The 14,999-nt window shown below is 59.2% G+C and carries 15 protein-coding genes; all 15 read left to right on the top strand.

The window, feature by feature from the left end:
• Positions 1-627 (top strand): collagen-like triple helix repeat-containing protein (locus ACNA1V_RS06810; protein WP_415832832.1); only part of this gene is annotated, 627 nt, incomplete at its 5' end.
• Between the two features lie 130 nt (positions 628-757).
• On the top strand, positions 758-1,315 hold the full coding sequence (locus ACNA1V_RS06805; RefSeq protein WP_415832831.1) for a MarR family winged helix-turn-helix transcriptional regulator: 558 nt from the start codon (positions 758-760) through the stop codon (positions 1,313-1,315).
• Positions 1,316-1,708: 393 nt separating this feature from the next.
• Positions 1,709-1,900, top strand: a complete 192-nt coding sequence (locus tag ACNA1V_RS06800; RefSeq protein WP_415832830.1) for a Flp family type IVb pilin — start codon at positions 1,709-1,711, stop codon at positions 1,898-1,900.
• Positions 1,901-1,962: 62 nt separating this feature from the next.
• On the top strand, positions 1,963-2,445 hold the full coding sequence (locus tag ACNA1V_RS06795; protein ID WP_415832829.1) for a prepilin peptidase: 483 nt from the start codon (positions 1,963-1,965) through the stop codon (positions 2,443-2,445).
• A gap of 168 nt (positions 2,446-2,613) precedes the next feature.
• Positions 2,614-3,120 (top strand): TadE/TadG family type IV pilus assembly protein, encoded by a 507-nt coding sequence (locus tag ACNA1V_RS06790; RefSeq protein WP_415832828.1) that lies wholly within the window; start codon positions 2,614-2,616, stop codon positions 3,118-3,120.
• A gap of 22 nt (positions 3,121-3,142) precedes the next feature.
• On the top strand, positions 3,143-3,703 hold the full coding sequence (locus tag ACNA1V_RS06785; protein ID WP_415832827.1) for a TadE/TadG family type IV pilus assembly protein: 561 nt from the start codon (positions 3,143-3,145) through the stop codon (positions 3,701-3,703).
• A gap of 76 nt (positions 3,704-3,779) precedes the next feature.
• Positions 3,780-4,829 (top strand): Flp pilus assembly protein CpaB, encoded by a 1,050-nt coding sequence (gene cpaB, locus ACNA1V_RS06780; RefSeq protein ID WP_415832826.1) that lies wholly within the window; start codon positions 3,780-3,782, stop codon positions 4,827-4,829.
• A gap of 52 nt (positions 4,830-4,881) precedes the next feature.
• The gene (locus ACNA1V_RS06775) at positions 4,882-6,303 is read left to right on the top strand and encodes a type II and III secretion system protein family protein (protein WP_415832825.1); all 1,422 of its coding nucleotides are present in this window, start codon (positions 4,882-4,884) and stop codon (positions 6,301-6,303) included.
• Between the two features lie 10 nt (positions 6,304-6,313).
• Positions 6,314-7,690 carry a P-loop NTPase family protein gene (locus tag ACNA1V_RS06770; RefSeq protein ID WP_415832824.1) on the top strand — a complete coding sequence of 459 codons (1,377 nt, stop codon included), beginning with the start codon at positions 6,314-6,316 and terminating at the stop codon, positions 7,688-7,690.
• 50 nt (positions 7,691-7,740) lie between these two features.
• Positions 7,741-9,051: a CpaF family protein gene (locus tag ACNA1V_RS06765; protein ID WP_415832842.1), complete on the top strand. Its 1,311-nt coding sequence runs from the start codon at positions 7,741-7,743 to the stop codon at positions 9,049-9,051.
• Positions 9,051-9,980 (top strand): type II secretion system F family protein, encoded by a 930-nt coding sequence (locus tag ACNA1V_RS06760; RefSeq protein ID WP_415832823.1) that lies wholly within the window; start codon positions 9,051-9,053, stop codon positions 9,978-9,980. Before ACNA1V_RS06765 ends, ACNA1V_RS06760 begins: the two co-directional genes overlap by 1 nt.
• Before the next feature lie 67 nt (positions 9,981-10,047).
• Positions 10,048-10,989, top strand: a complete 942-nt coding sequence (locus ACNA1V_RS06755) for a type II secretion system F family protein (RefSeq protein WP_415832841.1) — start codon at positions 10,048-10,050, stop codon at positions 10,987-10,989.
• Between the two features lie 53 nt (positions 10,990-11,042).
• Positions 11,043-12,086 carry a tetratricopeptide repeat protein gene (locus ACNA1V_RS06750; RefSeq protein ID WP_415832822.1) on the top strand — a complete coding sequence of 348 codons (1,044 nt, stop codon included), beginning with the start codon at positions 11,043-11,045 and terminating at the stop codon, positions 12,084-12,086.
• Between the two features lie 132 nt (positions 12,087-12,218).
• The gene (locus ACNA1V_RS06745; protein ID WP_415832821.1) at positions 12,219-12,752 is read left to right on the top strand and encodes a DUF3613 domain-containing protein; all 534 of its coding nucleotides are present in this window, start codon (positions 12,219-12,221) and stop codon (positions 12,750-12,752) included.
• 89 nt (positions 12,753-12,841) lie between these two features.
• A complete protein-coding gene (locus ACNA1V_RS06740) occupies positions 12,842-14,947 on the top strand; it encodes a pilus assembly protein TadG-related protein (protein WP_415832820.1) in 2,106 nt (701 codons plus the stop codon).
• Positions 14,948-14,999 lie beyond the last annotated feature (52 nt).

Below are 14,999 nucleotides of genomic sequence, written 5' to 3'. Positions count from 1 at the left end.
GGCGAAGCCGCTCCCATTCTGGTCACGGCGCTGGGAAATACCGGGCAGGCACTGGACAACGTCCTGCCGCTGGGCCTGTCGCCCACCTTGGCTGGTGTGGGCGAAACGCTGGATGGCGTTGTCAGCCCGGTATTGGGCACGGTAACGGGCCTGACGCAGCAACTGGGCGGCGCGACCGGCCTGGGCGCCACGGTGGACGGTGTGACGACGCAATTGGGTGGCGTGGTCAGCAGCCTGGGCGACCAACTGGGTGGCACCTTGCCCATCCCTGGCGTTGGCGGTCTGGTCAGCGGCCTGGGTGACACGGTTTCCAGCGTGGGGGCCTTGCTCAACCCGAATCACCCCGATGCCGGCAACCCGCTGGGTGCCGTTCTGGGCAATGCCACGGGCGCCGTGGCATCCCTGACGGAAGGCCTTGGTCTGGGCGATCTCGGCTTGGGTGGCGGTGAAGGCGGCGGCTTGCTGTCGCCAGTGACTGGCCTGGTCGGCGGTCTGCTGGGTGGCCTGGGCGGCCAGGCTGGCAATGGTGAAGCTGGTCAGCAAAACGGTGGCCTGCTGGCGCCGGTGACTGGTTTGGTAGGTGGTTTGCTGGGCGGCCTGACTGGCGGCCTGGGTGGCGCTCGCTAAGTCGCGGGCAACTCGGCGCATGGCGTTCTGAAGGACGCCATGCCATCTCGGTAAAAAACAGGTGCCTTGCCATTGTGCCGGGCCCGGAAGCAGGAAGTTGACTATGTATGCGGTGAATGAATCTATTTCGATGGAGCGAGCCAACGTTACCGGTGGTGAGCGCTTTCTCAGACATTCTTCCAACGACGTCATGCGCTCGGTGATGCCGGCGCAAACGCAGGATACGGACTTCCTGCTTGGCATGACGGCTGCGCTTGCCATGCAGATGGGCGTGTATGGCCGCGCAGCCCAGGCTGCGCAGGCAGAGCGTGCCGGGCTGCCCCAGGCGGATTTCTCGGCCCTGGAATACATCGTTGCCTTTGATGGCCTGGCAGCCGGCCAACTGGCCCAGCTAATGGGCATCAGCTACGGCGGCGCAGCTGCCATGGCGGACCGCCTGGAGCGCACGGGCTACATCACCCGCGCCCGTCATCCGCTGGATCGCCGCGTGGTGTTGCTCATGCCGGTCATGACGCGCTGTTCCGAAGTATTGAAAAACCGCTCCCGCGCCCTGGCGGAACTGAATCGCCGCCTGCTGGATAACTACGGTGAAGGGGCGGTGCGCATGATGCAAAGCATGTTGCGCGACAGCATGGAAGCACTGAAGCAGGATGCTGCCCAGTGGCTGAATATCCTGGACATGGAATAGGAGTATTCCTAGGCTGGTTGTTGTTAATTCAGTGAAATTCGAAACTATTTGATTTTTCTGATGTTTTCCTGATGTATTCCTGATGTTTTTGGCGCTACAGGAACATTTTCTTGCAAGCGCTTTAAATATTGGTTGCGATTCTAATATTTGCGTTGCGATATAGATATTCTCAGATTTTTGAATATCTGAAAACTCGCTACATATGCGATGGGAAATATCGCAAAATCCTCATGTGAACGGCATGCGGGTGTATGCGTGTGCGCAGATACCGCAATTTCATTGTTGCTGAAGTAAGTGGCTTGCAATGATGGAATTGGAACCGTTCATGCCTGAGGCCATCCTTTGAGCGGGTGGGTGCATGTGTATTTTTATGCTTTTCAATTGGAGCAAACTATGAAAGAGCAAATCGTTCGTTTCCTGAAAGATGAAGATGGCGCAACGGCTATCGAGTATGGCCTGATTGCGGGGTTGATTGCTGTGGTGATTATTGCTGCATTGACCGCGTTGGGTAAACAGCTGGATACGACTTTCGAAAGCATTTCGGGTGCGATTAGCGGTGCGGCTGGTGAGGGTGCTAAGGATTAAGTTGCTATGTAAGATTTTTTTGCTAGTAACTAGGGTTGTGGGCGCGACATGGGCGAAGACTAATGACTGAACTTTGGATTGGTTTTATTTTTATATTTCTGGCATTGGTTGTTGTTTCTGATTTGTATGCCAGAAAAGTAAAGAACATGGTTCTGGTTGTTGTCTTTCTTATCCAGAGTGGTTTTTTTGTTGTCTGGTATTTGGATAAGGCTGCGTTTGCAACCCTCTACTTCTTTCCATCGTTGGTATCGGCATTTGCTGCCTTTTTTTTAGGGGCACTGTTTTTCTTCCCTCTCTGGATGAAACGTATTATGGGGGCAGGAGACGTTAAGTTTATTTCCATTTTAGGATTTGTTGTTGGGCTGGCGTCAGGTGCTCAAGTTGTATTGGTGGCCGGGTTGTTTGCTGGACTGCATGCCTTAATACAGGCATTGCAAGTTAGGAAGGAAGGGCCTGGCAAGAAAATCGAACGCCGGGGCGTTCCCTATGCAGGCTATATCGCGTTAACAGCCATCATTTGGCTGATCTGGAAGTTATTGGAATAAAGGTAATTAAACATGCGGCAGTATTCGATGTCGTCAGTCCGGCAGTCCTGTCACTCAGGCAAGTACGCCGGGCGTGCATTGGCGGCAGCGGGAGAACCAGGCGCCGACTGCCGCCCGAGGTCCTGCTTGCCGGGGGCAGGTGCAAGAAAACAATGCGGCGCCTATGCCGTGGAATTTGCATTCACGTTCGTGATTTTCTTCATGGTGCTCTACGGCATCATTGTTTATGGCTTGATTTACGTTACCCAGCAGAGCCTGAACCTGGCAGCCCAGGATGTCGCACGCTATGCCTTGCGCTGGCCGGGCGCCGTGGCAGGTAACGAGCTGCAGGCGCGCGCGCAGAATGCGCTGGCCATGCTGGATTCCGCCGAAACGCTGGCCTGGCTGCAAGAGCGCGGCACGGGGGCTGATGATCCGTTGAATATCGCCATCTGCGGGCTGGTGCCGGGCGGTGCGGGGCAATTGCAAAAACTGGCAGGCACCGCCCATGGCAGCTGCCCGCAATCAACAGTGCTCCAACCCAGTCAGCTCGAGGTCGTGGTTTCCTATGATTGGAAAAAATCACCGCTGGCGCCCGACTTGAGTATGGGGCTGATCACATTGGTTGCGCCTGAGCGGCTGGCGGGCTATGCCAGCACGCGGGTGCAGCTGGACAGCCAGAAGGCAGGGGGCTGACATGAGGCCGCACTGTACAGGCATGCGCACGCTGCATGACGCCATGGCCCGTGGTTCGCTCAAAGGGCGCAGCCGCCAGCGTGGCGTCGCAGCCATTGAGTTTGCGCTGGTGATCACGGTGTTTCTGGTGATCCTGTTTGCCGTCATTTCCTACGGCTCGCTGTTCTGGGTGCAGCAGCGCTTGTCGCAGGCGGCGGGGGAAGGGGCCAGGGCTGCCTTGGAATTGGCGCTGGAGCAGTGGCCGTACGAGGACGAAAGCGCAGGTGCGCTGGCGCCCGGCTATGTCAACGATGTCCAGGCAGTCGTCACCCGAGCGGCGCAGGGCTGGACCTTGGCCAGCAACCAGTTGAGCCTGGCGCGCGCCGGTTCGCCTCAATGCCCGGGGGCCGGAGCGGATTGTCTGATTGTTTCCGTGAGCTATGCCTCCAAGGATTGGCCATTGATCGGCTTGCTCAGCAGTCTTGCAGGCGTGTTCGGCGGGCAGCAAGGGTGTGGAGACGCGGGCACAGCCTCCCAAACGACTTCCTGCTGGATTCCACAAACCTTGCATGCCAGCGCCACGGTGCGCTTACGGCGCCGCTGAGCGCCGCGTGATTCGGCGCTCAGCTAGAACCCCATGAAAAATTCATACAAAACCATCGCTCAGGAGCGTTATTCCCATGAGTAACCTAAGCAAGATTGCGGCAGTCGTGCTGATTGCACTGGCCGTGATATTGGGCCTTTTCGCCTTCAAACTGTCGCGTGAAAGCGCGCCGGTCGTCCCCGTCAGCGCGCCTATCGTGGCAGCGCCAGCAGAACAGGCTCCCCCGCCGCCGCAATATCCGGTATTGGTTGCCGCGCGGCAACTGGTAGCCGGCCAGCCTCTGCGCGCAGAGGATTTGACGGTCGAACAGTGGCAGGCCCAGCCTGCCGCGTCGTTTGATAAGCCAGAGGCAGTCATCGGTGAACTGCTGCGTTTTGATGTGGCCCCAGGCGAGCCGGTCACCAGCCAGGCGCTGATGCGTGGCCTGTCGCGCTACCTGAAGGAAGGCGAACGCGCCGTGACCCTGGCGGTGGACGAGCAATCTGGGCCGGCAGCGCATATTGTCCCTGGCGATCTGGTCGATATTTTTCTCACGTTCAACAAGAGCGGAGAGATCGGCGGCACACAGTCGCGCCTGCTGCAATCCCGTCAACGCGTGCTTGCCTACGGTATCGACTCCGTTGATGGGCCGCCCCAGCGCGAACCGCTGCCGGATGAAAAAGAAGCCGGCAAGGGTCCGCGTGCCAGCGCCGGTTCCGGTGCTGGCGGCAATGGCCGGGCACCGCGCAATAGCGTGAACAATACGGCGCCACGCACGGCTGTGCTCGCCATTCCGGTGGATCAGGTCAACGAATTGTTGCTGGCAAGCCGCAACGGCAAGCTGCAGCTGGTGCTGCGTTCGCCCGAAGACGAAGCCAAACCGGATCCTGCCTTGTTCCCGGAACGTCAGCTGCTGCTGGCAGGCCGCCCGGATCTCAAGCCTGAAGAAAAGGAATTGCTCAAGCAGGGCGAGAACCGTGCTTATGCGGGTGAAAGCCTGTTGCAGCTGTCCGGCCCGGAACCGGAAAAGGTGGAAAAGCCGGAAGAGAAAAAGAAACAGCAGGTGCGCGCCGCCCAGGCCGCCCAGGCGCCGGTGCGCAGCATCGAGGTCGTGCGTGGCAGCCAGCGTGAACAGGTGCGTTATTGAGGCAGGGCCAAACCCGGCTCATGAATCCTTCAGATACAGGCGGAAAACAGAGATGAATTCATTGGAAATGGCCACCGGGCAGCGCATGCCTCAGGCGCGCAATCGGGTTGTTGGTTCCCTGCATGCGGCATTGCGTGTTGCATGGGATGGTGGCTGGCGGGGGGTTGCCGCGGCGTCCTTGCTGGCTTTGTCTGGTGCTGGGGCCGCCCAGGCGCAAGTCCCGCAGCAGGCGCAGCGTCCGGTGGCGGTCGCGGCCCAGGGCCAGGAAATCGTGATGGCAGAACGCACCCAGCTGATGCTGCCGGTGGCGGGTGTGCCGGTGCGCGTGCTGATTGACGACCCGTCGGTGGCGGATGTGCAGATCCTGTCGGCTAACAAACGCGCCGACGTTTTCGTGCAGGGGCTGCAACCGGGCCGCACGACAGTTCAGGTCTGGTCCCGTGGCCAGCAGCAGCCGCAACGCTGGCCCGTGCGCGTGGTGAGTGATGTGCATGCCAGCCTGCTGACTCGACAGCAGCCGGTACAGGCGCAGGTTGATGTTTCCGGCGGCAGCGCGGTCGTCAGCGGGCATTCGGATACTCTGATGACGCATCGCAATGCCGCCGCCGTGGCGGGCGCAGGCGCAGCGCCGGAACGTATCGTCGATACCTCCACGGTCGGCCCGAACCAGGTGGTGCAAGTCGAAGTCAAGGTGGTCGAAGTCAATACCAGCGTGCTCAAGGAAGTGGGCATCAACTGGCGCGGCGGTCGTGCCGGCAATAACTGGCAAGGCGGCAATAACGTCGGCAGTGCGGGTGTGATTGGCGACGGTTTCTCCTTGCTCTACAGCGCCAGCAATTTTGGGGCATCGCTGAATCTGCTGCAAAGCAATGGCATGGCGCGCATCCTGGCAGAGCCGACCCTGGTGGCCTTGTCCGGACAGAGCGCGAGTTTTCTCGCGGGCGGGGAAATTCCCGTGCCCGCTGCCGGTTCCCTGGGCACCCAGAACGTCGAGTTCAAATCCTATGGCATCGGCCTGAGCGTTGCCCCTACGGTGCTGTCGGCTGACCGCATCGCGTTGAAGATCGCGCCGGAAGCCAGTGACCTGGATTACAACAATGCCATTGCCGTGGGGGATTCCTTGATCCCGGCCATTCGCACGCGCCGGGCCGACACCATGGTGGAACTGGCCGATGGCGAAAGTTTCGTGATCAGCGGCCTGGTATCGCGCGAGACCACGGCCAATGTCGATAAATTCCCATTCCTGGGTGATCTGCCCATTATCGGCACCTTCTTTCGCAATATGAAGTACGAACAGAAGGAGCGCGAGCTGGTGATCGTCGTCACGCCGCGTCTGGTGCGTCCGATTGCCAAGGGCGTGGCATTGCCGCTGCCGGGCGAAACCCGGGAGCAAAGTGACCAGGCCATCAACGGCTGGTCCTATTTCTTGTTGGGGCCTGCGACGGGCCAAGGTTTGCCGGGCTTTTCGCGCTAACGGAATGAACATGATCGGTGTTGCTGAACACGACCACGCTGCCGATGGGCTGCCGGCATTGCTGCTGTGCTCTGCGGATGCAGGCCTGGCGCATGAACTGGAGCGGCTGTTGGCGGGCCAGGGCGTCATACGCCGAGTTGCGCCCGATGCGGCAGCGCTGGAGGCGGCGGTGCAGGCGGCACCGCCTGTGGCTGCGCCACAGTTGTTGTTCCTGGATTTTCTGGCGGCGCAGCAGGAAGGCACTGCCGCCGCCTTGGCCCAGCTGGCCGGCAATCGCTGGCCGGGTGTGCCGCGCGTGGCGCTGGGCAGCGTCGATGCACCGGGGTGCGCCATTGCCGCCTTGCGTGCCGGCGTGAGCGATTTTGTGGATCCCGGCAATGCTGTCGAACTCAGGCAGGTAACGGAACGCTTGCTCAAGCAAGCCAGTTTTGTGCGTCAGGCGCCGGCAGTCATGCCGCGCAGCGGCCGTCTGGTGCTGGTGCTGGGCAGCCGCCCGGGAGTGGGCTGTTCCACCGTCGCGGTGCACTGGGCGGGGTTGCTGCAGCAGAATCTCTGGCGCGAGGCCTGCCTTGCCAGGGGCAGCGGCAAGGCAGGGGTGCTGACGCAGGAACAGGTGCTGGGCTTGCCGACCGAGCAGCGTGTGGCATTGCTCGATATGGGCTGGCCGCTCAACGACGCTTTGTTGTATGCCGGGCAGCATGGCAGCTTTGATTTTGCCGAGGCAGCCAGCAATTTGCACCGGCTGGACCGGACCTTGCTGGACTCTGCCCTGGCATTGGACAGGCGCGGCGTGGCCCTGCTGCCATTGCCGCGCAAGCCGGAACGCATGGCCCATGTGTCGGCCGAGGATTCGCTGGCCTTGGTGCGTCGCCTGATGGAGCTGTTTGGCTATCTGATCGTGGATGCCGGAGGACTGGGCAATCTGGATTTCCTGGCCGAACTGGTGCATCTGGCGGACGAAGTTTGTGTGATGGCCGACCAGGGCGTGAGCGCATTGGTTGCCTTGCACGATCTCTTGGCCGATCTGGAACAGCGCGGTGCGCCCGTCAGTGAACGGATGAGCCTGTTGCTGAACCGCTATGGCGAGCGCAACGGACTGGAGGCCGAGCCTATCGCCAAACGCTTCCGCTTGCGTTTGCGCGGTGCCCTGCCGGAGCGGACGGCGCCGCTGATGCTGGCGCAAGGGCAAGGCTTGCTGCTCGACGAGACGGAGCCTAGGGATCCCTGGATGCAGGCCTTTCGCAAAGCGGTATTGCCCGCGGATGCTGCGGGGCAGCAGGAAGGGGCAGGAATTTGGCAACGCCTGTCCGGCTGGAAAGCCGGTATGCGTGGCAAGAATACGGCCCGGCCGCTAGGGACGGGAAACATGGGTAGAGCAGAGTCATGATGACAATGAAAAATGCGCTGTTCGATCCTGCGAGCACAAATGTATCGGCAATGCCGCGTTTGCAGGATCTGAAGAATGGTGCTTATGAGCATCTGTTGGGCAGGATTGAAGAGCTGGGTGCCGAATTCGGCCGCTGGTCACGCGAAGCCATCCAGGAATTCGTCAACCTGGAATTGGCCAGCTATGCGCGCCTCAAGCGTTTGCCGGTCAATGAGAGCGAATTGCGCCAGATGGTCGAGGCCTTGACCAAGGAGTTGGCGGGTCTGGGGCCGCTGGAGGATCTGCTGGCGGATCCGGCCGTGGAAGATATTCTGATCAACGGTTGTGACAATGTCTTTGTCTCGCGTGGCGGCCGGCTGGAACGTGAACCCATGACTTTCACCGACGATGCGCACGTGCTGCGCATCGTCCGGCGAATCCTGGCGCCTTTGGGGCGCAGGCTGGACGAGTCCAGCCCGATGGTGGATGCGCGTTTGCCTGACGGCGGGCGGCTCAACGTCGTCATCGAACCCTTGGCGGTGGACGGCCCGATGGTCTCCATCCGCAAGTTCCGCAAGGATCCCTTGCGCCCTTCCGACCTGCAGGCTTTGGGTACCTTCGATGAGCCCATCCATAACCTCTTGCAGGCGGCAGTGCACCAGCGCTGCAATATCCTGATTTCCGGCGGTACCAGCTCCGGCAAAACCTCCTTGCTGAACGCCTTGGCCTTTTTCATTCCGCCGCAGGAACGGGTGATCACGGTAGAAGATACCGCCGAGCTGTCGCTCAACCACCCGCATGTCGGCCGGCTGGAAGCGCGCCAGGGCGGTTTTGACGGCAAGGGCGAAGTCAGCATCCGAGACCTGATCCGCAACAGCCTGCGGATGCGGCCTGACCGTGTGGTGGTAGGGGAGGTGCGGGGGGCGGAAGTCATAGATATGTTGCAGGCCATGAATACAGGGCATGAAGGTTCCATGGCCACGATCCACGCCAATTCGCCGCGCGAATGCCTGTACCGGATCGAAATGCTGGCAGGGTTTGCCGGCTTTCAGGGCAGTGAAGACAGCTTGCGCCGGCAGATTGCCGGGGCACTGGATTTCATCATCCAGATTGGCCGCCTGCCCAGCGGCAAGCGGCGCGTGCTGTCGATTACCGAAGTCACCGGTATGGGCGATAACGTGATCGCCACCCAAGAACTGTACCGGCATGAGACGGTGCTGGGGCAGGATGGCGCTGAACAGGATCGCTGGGTCGGGCTGGGGATACATCCTCATACCGCCAAGCTGTCGGGCTATCGCGAAGAGCAGCGGCAACGGCAACAGGCCAATATGCCTGCTGCCGATGCGCCGCCGTCCGGCGGATTCTGGGGCAGGAGGCGCTGATGCTGGTGCAAGGATTGGTGATCGGTGGCGTGGCGCTCCTGCTGCTGGCGGCAGCGCTCTGGCTGTGGCAGCGCGGTGCGCGGGATCAGGCGCAGGCCCAGCTCTCGTCGCATGTGGATCAGGCGCTGCGCCAGCGTCAGGTGGCCAGCCTGGCGCAAGGCCCGGCTGGCGCAGAAGTGGCCCGCCAATGGCGTGGCGACGGGGATCTGGGCAGCTTGATGTTGCGCGCAGGGATTCGTGGCGGCCCCGGCTTTTTCCTGCTGGCGATCGGTGTGCCCCTGCTGCTGGCGCTGCTGGCCTGGATGTTGATCGGGGTCGTGGCCGCGGTCGGGATACTGCTGCTGTCTGGCGTGTTGATCAGCTTTTCCATCTGGCTGCGCATAGAAAAACGGCGCAAGCGCATGGTGGCCCAGCTACCTGGTTTCCTTGAGGGCATGGTACGGCTCATTACCATCGGAAACAGCATGGGCGCAGCTTTCCAGTCGTCGGCGGCGAATGTGGAAATGCCTTTGCGCGAGGCGCTGGATCGTGTGGCGGCCTTGTCTCGCTCCGGTAAGGATCTCGACGATGCCATGCGGCAAGTGGCGCGTCAGTTCGATCTGCATGAGTTCTATCTGGCGGCTTCGGTGGTCGGCGTGGCCTTGCGCTTTGGCGGCCGCAGCGATCAGGTGCTGGACCGCCTCGCTGCGTTCATGCGGGATCTGGAACAGGCGCGCATGGAGATGAGTGCCATGTCGGCTGAGTTGCGGCTCTCTGCGTGGATCCTGGGTTTGCTGCCGATTGCCCTGGCCGGTTTCATCCTGTTCATGAATAACGACCTGTTTATGAACATGTGGCAAGACCCGCTGGGTTTCAAGATGCTGATAGGTGCGGCGGTCATGCAAACGGTGGGCGTGTTCTGGTTGTATCGCCTGGCGAAATCGGTCTGAGGAGGAAGGGAAAGTGCTGGAACAACTTCAATCCGTGAATCCCAATCTGCTGCTCGCCATTGCCGTGATGCTGGTGGCGCTGGCGCTGCTGAGCGTTGGCCTGGGGCTGGCGGGGCGCGCGCTGCGTGCCCGCAAGCGGGCGCAGGAAGTCGAACGCGTCATGGCCTTGCATGCCGGGCAGGCACCGGACGGGGGGCGTCCTCATCTGGAAGATCGTTTGCAGAACGTGGTCAAGGAAGCGGCTGCGCTGGGCGAGCGGTGGGAACAAGGCAAGTTCGGCGATTCTCTGCTGGCGGCGGAGGATAAGGCACTGGTGGACTTGTGCGGCTTCGCCAATCCGGGCCGTGCGCGTGCCTTGTTTGTATTTGGCCGTGCCTTGCTGGCGATCGCGCTCCCCTTGCTGGGCTGGTTGTTTATCGGCGCCCCTGCGGTCATGGGCAACCCTTTGTTGGGAGGCGCGCTGATCGTATTTTTTGGCTTCGGCTTGGGCTGGATGTTGCCCAAATGGTGGCTGTCGCGGCGCGCGCAGGCGCGCAAGCTGGCGGCAGGGGAAGAACTGCCGCTCCTGGTGGACTTGCTGCGCTTGTTGCAGGGGGTGGGCTTGTCGATTGATCAAAGCTTGTATGTGATCGTCAATGATTTTCGTGAAGTCATGCCGGTACTGAGCGATGAACTGCGCCTGTCCACGGAGCAGTATGCGCATGGCCGTACCCGCGAGCAATCGTTTCAGCGCCTGGCCAAGGGCTTTGAGAATGATGACTTGTCTGCCATATGCGCCTTGATCGAACAGGTGGACAAGCATGGCGGGGCCGTGCAGGAACCGCTGACACAATTTGCCGAGCGCCTGCGTGAAAAGCGCCGCCTGGGCCTGAAGGAAAAAGTGGGCAAGCTGACGGTGAAAATGACTGGTGTCATGGTGCTGACGCTATTGCCTGCCTTGCTGATCGTGACCGGTGGCGCAGGTTTTCTGGCTGTTCTGCGCGGCTTGTCGCGTATGGGGGGCGCATGATGGCGTTGCGTCGTCGCTCCCGGCGAACCGGGTATTTGTTGGGCGGAGTGCCCATGCTGGTACTGCTGGCGGCGTGTGCGGGTGGCGGCGACCAAAGCGCCTGGCGCGTGATGCAGGAACAGCAGAACCAGCAAGCCCAACTGCGTGCCCGCGAAGATGCGGAAATCAACGCCCAGGCAGCCAATGAGCCGGGCATGCTGCGCACGCTGGCGCAGCAGAACTACAGCCAGCAACGCTACTTCGCGGCGCTGGCCTATGTGGATGACTATCGCCGCCGTTTCGGCAACATCGAAGGCCTGGAAGGCATCAGGGCGGATGCCTTGATGAAAACCGGGCAGCCTGAAGCCAGCCGCCAGGAATATGAGGCGATGCTGCGCACCGCCAACCGGGCCCAAGGCCTGCATGGCCTGGGCTTGCTGGCGGGAGAGGCCGGCGACTATGTGCTGGCCGAGCGTCATTTCCGCGAGGCGGCTGCCTTGGCACCAACGCAACCGGAAATTCTGAACGACCTGGCGTATGCCCGCCTGAATCTGGGTGACTACGCAGGCGCGCGTGTCCCCCTGGGGCAAGCGCTGGAGCTGGGGCGGGATGAAGCGACGGTACTGGCGAACATGGCTTTGCTGTTGATGCTGGAAGGGCGCATGGCGGATGCGCGCCAACTGATGAACGGTGCCGGTCTGCCTGAAGAAAACCAGGCCGGCATCGCCGTCCAGGCGGCTCGCATCCGGGCACAAGGCGTGCAAGGCGCAGCCCGGCAGGCCGTTGTGCCGGCAGATGGCACAACGAGTATGTTTGTTGTCCCCGCAATGGCCGTTACCGCGCCACCCGAGGCTGCTGCCGGGAGCGTGGTGGTATCGCAGGCGCCGCCAGCGCATCCCTTGGATACGCCAAGCATGGTGGATAGGGAAATGAACCGCCGCCGAGTTGCCGTTTTGCCTTTGAGTGCCGCCAATCAGGCGATAGGTAATTCGGTAGCAGGCAATTCGGTAGCGGGGAGTGCGGTATCAGGGCCGGGCACGAACGTCGCAGCTGAAGCCAGGACAAGCGAGGAAATGAATGCGGGCTTGCTAAGGCGCATGCTGGAGCGGTTCCGATAGTGCCGTGGCGCAAGCCGGAAAGCAGGTATCCGGAAGCGCGATGGCCCGGGGTGGCGTGCAAGCCCAGGCGGCAGACTGGCGCCGATCAATTGAAGAATTTGCAGGAATGACTGAATTCACTGGAGGCAACTCATGAAACAACCTTATCGCTCTCTGCTGCTGGCGGCCTGCCTGTTGGCGACTGCAGCGCATGCTCAAAATCGTCCGCTGACTGGCGAAATGGCGCACAGCCCGGCCGCGCTTGGCCAGCGCGGGCTGGTGGTCGTACCGGCTCAGGCCGCTGGGGTGACGGTCCAAGCCGTGGAGGACAGCGGCCACGTTGCTGCGTCTGCGAGCACGGCGGACGCACGCACGCGCATGGAGGCCATTCATCGTGGCGACGAAGCCACATCCCCGGCCGTGGTCGTGCAGGCCCCGGCAGCGCAGCGCGCTGCTGTCAACGTCAGCGCGGTCGTCCATCCCCAAGCGGAGCGCACCGGACAGGTAACGCGCAGCCTGCTGGCGGCTCAGGCCACGGGAGCCTTGAACGGGCGCAACGTGGCGGGCCAGGCATTGCCGGCGCTGGGCGCGACGGCGGGGCTGACATGGCAGCGCTACGTGGACAGCTTCACCCACCCGATTCCGGAATGGTTTGAGGAAAAGGTTGAAGACAACAGCAGCAACTGATGTTTTCGAACGATTGATTTCCCCCGGCAACGCGCACTCTTTAAATAGCAGGGCAGTGCCGGGGTGTGAGGACTTTGAAGGATAGTTTCATGTGGATGCAGAGAAGCCGGCTGCCAGCGCGCCAGCGCGGTTCAATCATTTTGCCAGCGGCAGCGGCGCTGATCGTATGCCTGATTCTGCTGGGCTCAGCGAACCTGGGCTATCTGTTCTATGTGAAAAGGGAATTGCAGAATGCAGCTGATTTGGCTGCATTGAGTGGTGTGCAGTATGTGCGTGACGATATGGACTGTACGGCATCTCAGTTGCATGCGCGAGCCGCAATTAACGATTTCTTGATTGGCAAGAAAATAATTGATTTAGATTTTCAGAGAGATGTGACTGTCGAGTGCGGGGAGTGGTCACCCAGCAATTATGCTGCGCCTGAATTTTTTGGGCCTGGTCAGGTCGGTGTGGACGGGTTTTTCAATTCTGTAAAAATAACGATTGCAAAGGGCAGTATATTTCCGTTAATGCCATTTTCGGAGGTTGGTAATATTTCTGTTGCTGCAGTTGCAAAATCTTCTGATCCTGTCGCTGCGTTTTCAGTTGGATCTAGGCTGCTAAGTGTCGATAAAAATGGTTTATTGGGAGTGTTGTTGAAAGGCGTAGGTCTGAATCCGGAAGTGTTGACGGTTTTGGATAGTAACGGTGTTGCAAACTTAAAGGTAACCCCATCTGGATTGTTGAAGGCGCTAGGTCTGCCACCAACTGTCCTGCTTGGGGTTGGAACGCCGGATGAATTGGCTAGGCTTGAACAACTGAAGCTTGGAGACTTGCTGAATGCCATGCTTGCTGTTGTAGAAAAAGATAATACTTTGGTTCTTGGAGTCGGGGCTTTACGGGATTTTGTGACGTTGACCGCGAATCTTGATATCGTCAAACAGCCGATAAAACTGATTCGTTTTCCTGATGAATTGGGTAATTTGTCAGCGTTGCTGGAACTGGGGCATGGTGATGATTTAACTTCAGCGCTTCATGCTCAGCTGAATGTTTTGAATTTACTTACCAGTAGTATTGCTATTGCCAATGGTAGCAATCTTTTGGATTTATCGCTAGGTGGAGATGGCTCGCCTTTGGGAAACTTTTTAAAGGTTAAGGCCAGAATTGTTGAGCCTCCTTCTATTGCTATTGGTGGTATTGGAACCAAGGCCAATAGTGCTGCTGTACGAGTTTATGTGCGTATATCTACAACAGAGATTCCAATTGTTGGGAGATTGTTGGCTGCTGTTGTGAAATTGGATGTTCCTCTAATTCTAGAGGTTGCACAGTCGGATGGCGTGTTGGTTGGTGTGTGTGAACCCAAGCAAAACCAGGCGCGGATAGATGTAACATCTTCATTGATAAATGTTTGTCTTGGCAGATTTCCAAAAAGTGGTGACTTTTTCTCTTTGGAAAATTCTTGTAAGTATGAATCATTTACGCAAGTTGAACGTCATGAGATTTTTAATCTATTGGGTTTATTGCCGCTCACAGCGAGAGTGACCTTGCCTTTGGGCGAGTCGAAGACACAGCAAGTAATATTGACTGCGCCATCTAGTCAGCTGCTGGATGGCGAATATTCAAAAATGACGGTTCGATCTACGGGCTTGGATCTAGCTCAAACCATACAGGCCGTTAGTGATGCGGTCATTGGTGGATTGCTTGGTGATTTGTTAGGGGACCATAATGTCAGTAATGCCTCTGATGAGGTCAGAAAGGGAATTGCTGAGGAGTTGGTCGGTCGTAACGGGGCGGGTAGGGCAGTTTCTGATGTTTTTGCTGAAATGAAATGGTCGAAAGAATATATGGAAAGACTTGGGGAGCGAATGGGATCCAATGGTCTGACGGGCGCTCTTGGTGGTACATTGACTTTTGTGGGGAATCTATTGGGTACTATTCTGGTCGCACCTTTAGCAGATCTGGGTTGTAGTGTTGCGATTTTGGGAGGGGTGGAGTCGGTTAGGAAATGCCGTGTGTCAGCAGTAAAAGATCTTGCTTTATCCGGGAGTGGATTGCTGGGTGGGTTGGCCTCGGTCTTGATAGATTTGCTTCGGCCAATTCTGGATTTGTTGAGTTATGCTGTGAATGGGCTATTGCAGGTTTTGGGCATTAGCCTTGGGGAAACGGATGTTGAGTTGTTGGATGTTCAGTGTGGTGCTCCAGTATTGGTATATTGAATGACCCAGTATGCCATGTGCCTTTCCAGATCGACGTGATGTGGTGGATATA

Origin of the sequence: Kerstersia similis (assembly GCF_965139615.1) — a bacterium.
Taxonomy (GTDB): Bacteria; Pseudomonadota; Gammaproteobacteria; order Burkholderiales; family Burkholderiaceae_B; genus Kerstersia; species Kerstersia similis.
The sequence above is the reverse complement of the archived record's forward strand: the minus strand, read 5'-3'. Positions and strand labels throughout refer to the sequence as shown.

Bases quoted from the DNA above. Each gene is read 5' to 3' on its own strand.
- ACNA1V_RS06755 (WP_415832841.1), top strand. From the start codon at position 10,048: ATGCTGGTGGCGCTGGCGCTGCTGAGCGTTGGCCTGGGGCTGGCGGGG.
- ACNA1V_RS06745 (WP_415832821.1), top strand. From the start codon at position 12,219: ATGAAACAACCTTATCGCTCTCTGCTGCTGGCGGCCTGCCTGTTGGCG.
- ACNA1V_RS06800 (WP_415832830.1), top strand. From the start codon at position 1,709: ATGAAAGAGCAAATCGTTCGTTTCCTGAAAGATGAAGATGGCGCAACG.
- ACNA1V_RS06740 (WP_415832820.1), top strand. From the start codon at position 12,842: ATGTGGATGCAGAGAAGCCGGCTGCCAGCGCGCCAGCGCGGTTCAATC.
- ACNA1V_RS06750 (WP_415832822.1), top strand. From the start codon at position 11,043: ATGCTGGTACTGCTGGCGGCGTGTGCGGGTGGCGGCGACCAAAGCGCC.
- ACNA1V_RS06765 (WP_415832842.1), top strand. From the start codon at position 7,741: ATGCCGCGTTTGCAGGATCTGAAGAATGGTGCTTATGAGCATCTGTTG.
- cpaB (WP_415832826.1), top strand. From the start codon at position 3,780: ATGAGTAACCTAAGCAAGATTGCGGCAGTCGTGCTGATTGCACTGGCC.
- ACNA1V_RS06770 (WP_415832824.1), top strand. From the start codon at position 6,314: ATGATCGGTGTTGCTGAACACGACCACGCTGCCGATGGGCTGCCGGCA.
- ACNA1V_RS06805 (WP_415832831.1), top strand. From the start codon at position 758: ATGGAGCGAGCCAACGTTACCGGTGGTGAGCGCTTTCTCAGACATTCT.
- ACNA1V_RS06760 (WP_415832823.1), top strand. From the start codon at position 9,051: ATGCTGGTGCAAGGATTGGTGATCGGTGGCGTGGCGCTCCTGCTGCTG.
- ACNA1V_RS06795 (WP_415832829.1), top strand. From the start codon at position 1,963: ATGACTGAACTTTGGATTGGTTTTATTTTTATATTTCTGGCATTGGTT.
- ACNA1V_RS06775 (WP_415832825.1), top strand. From the start codon at position 4,882: ATGAATTCATTGGAAATGGCCACCGGGCAGCGCATGCCTCAGGCGCGC.
- ACNA1V_RS06785 (WP_415832827.1), top strand. From the start codon at position 3,143: ATGCGCACGCTGCATGACGCCATGGCCCGTGGTTCGCTCAAAGGGCGC.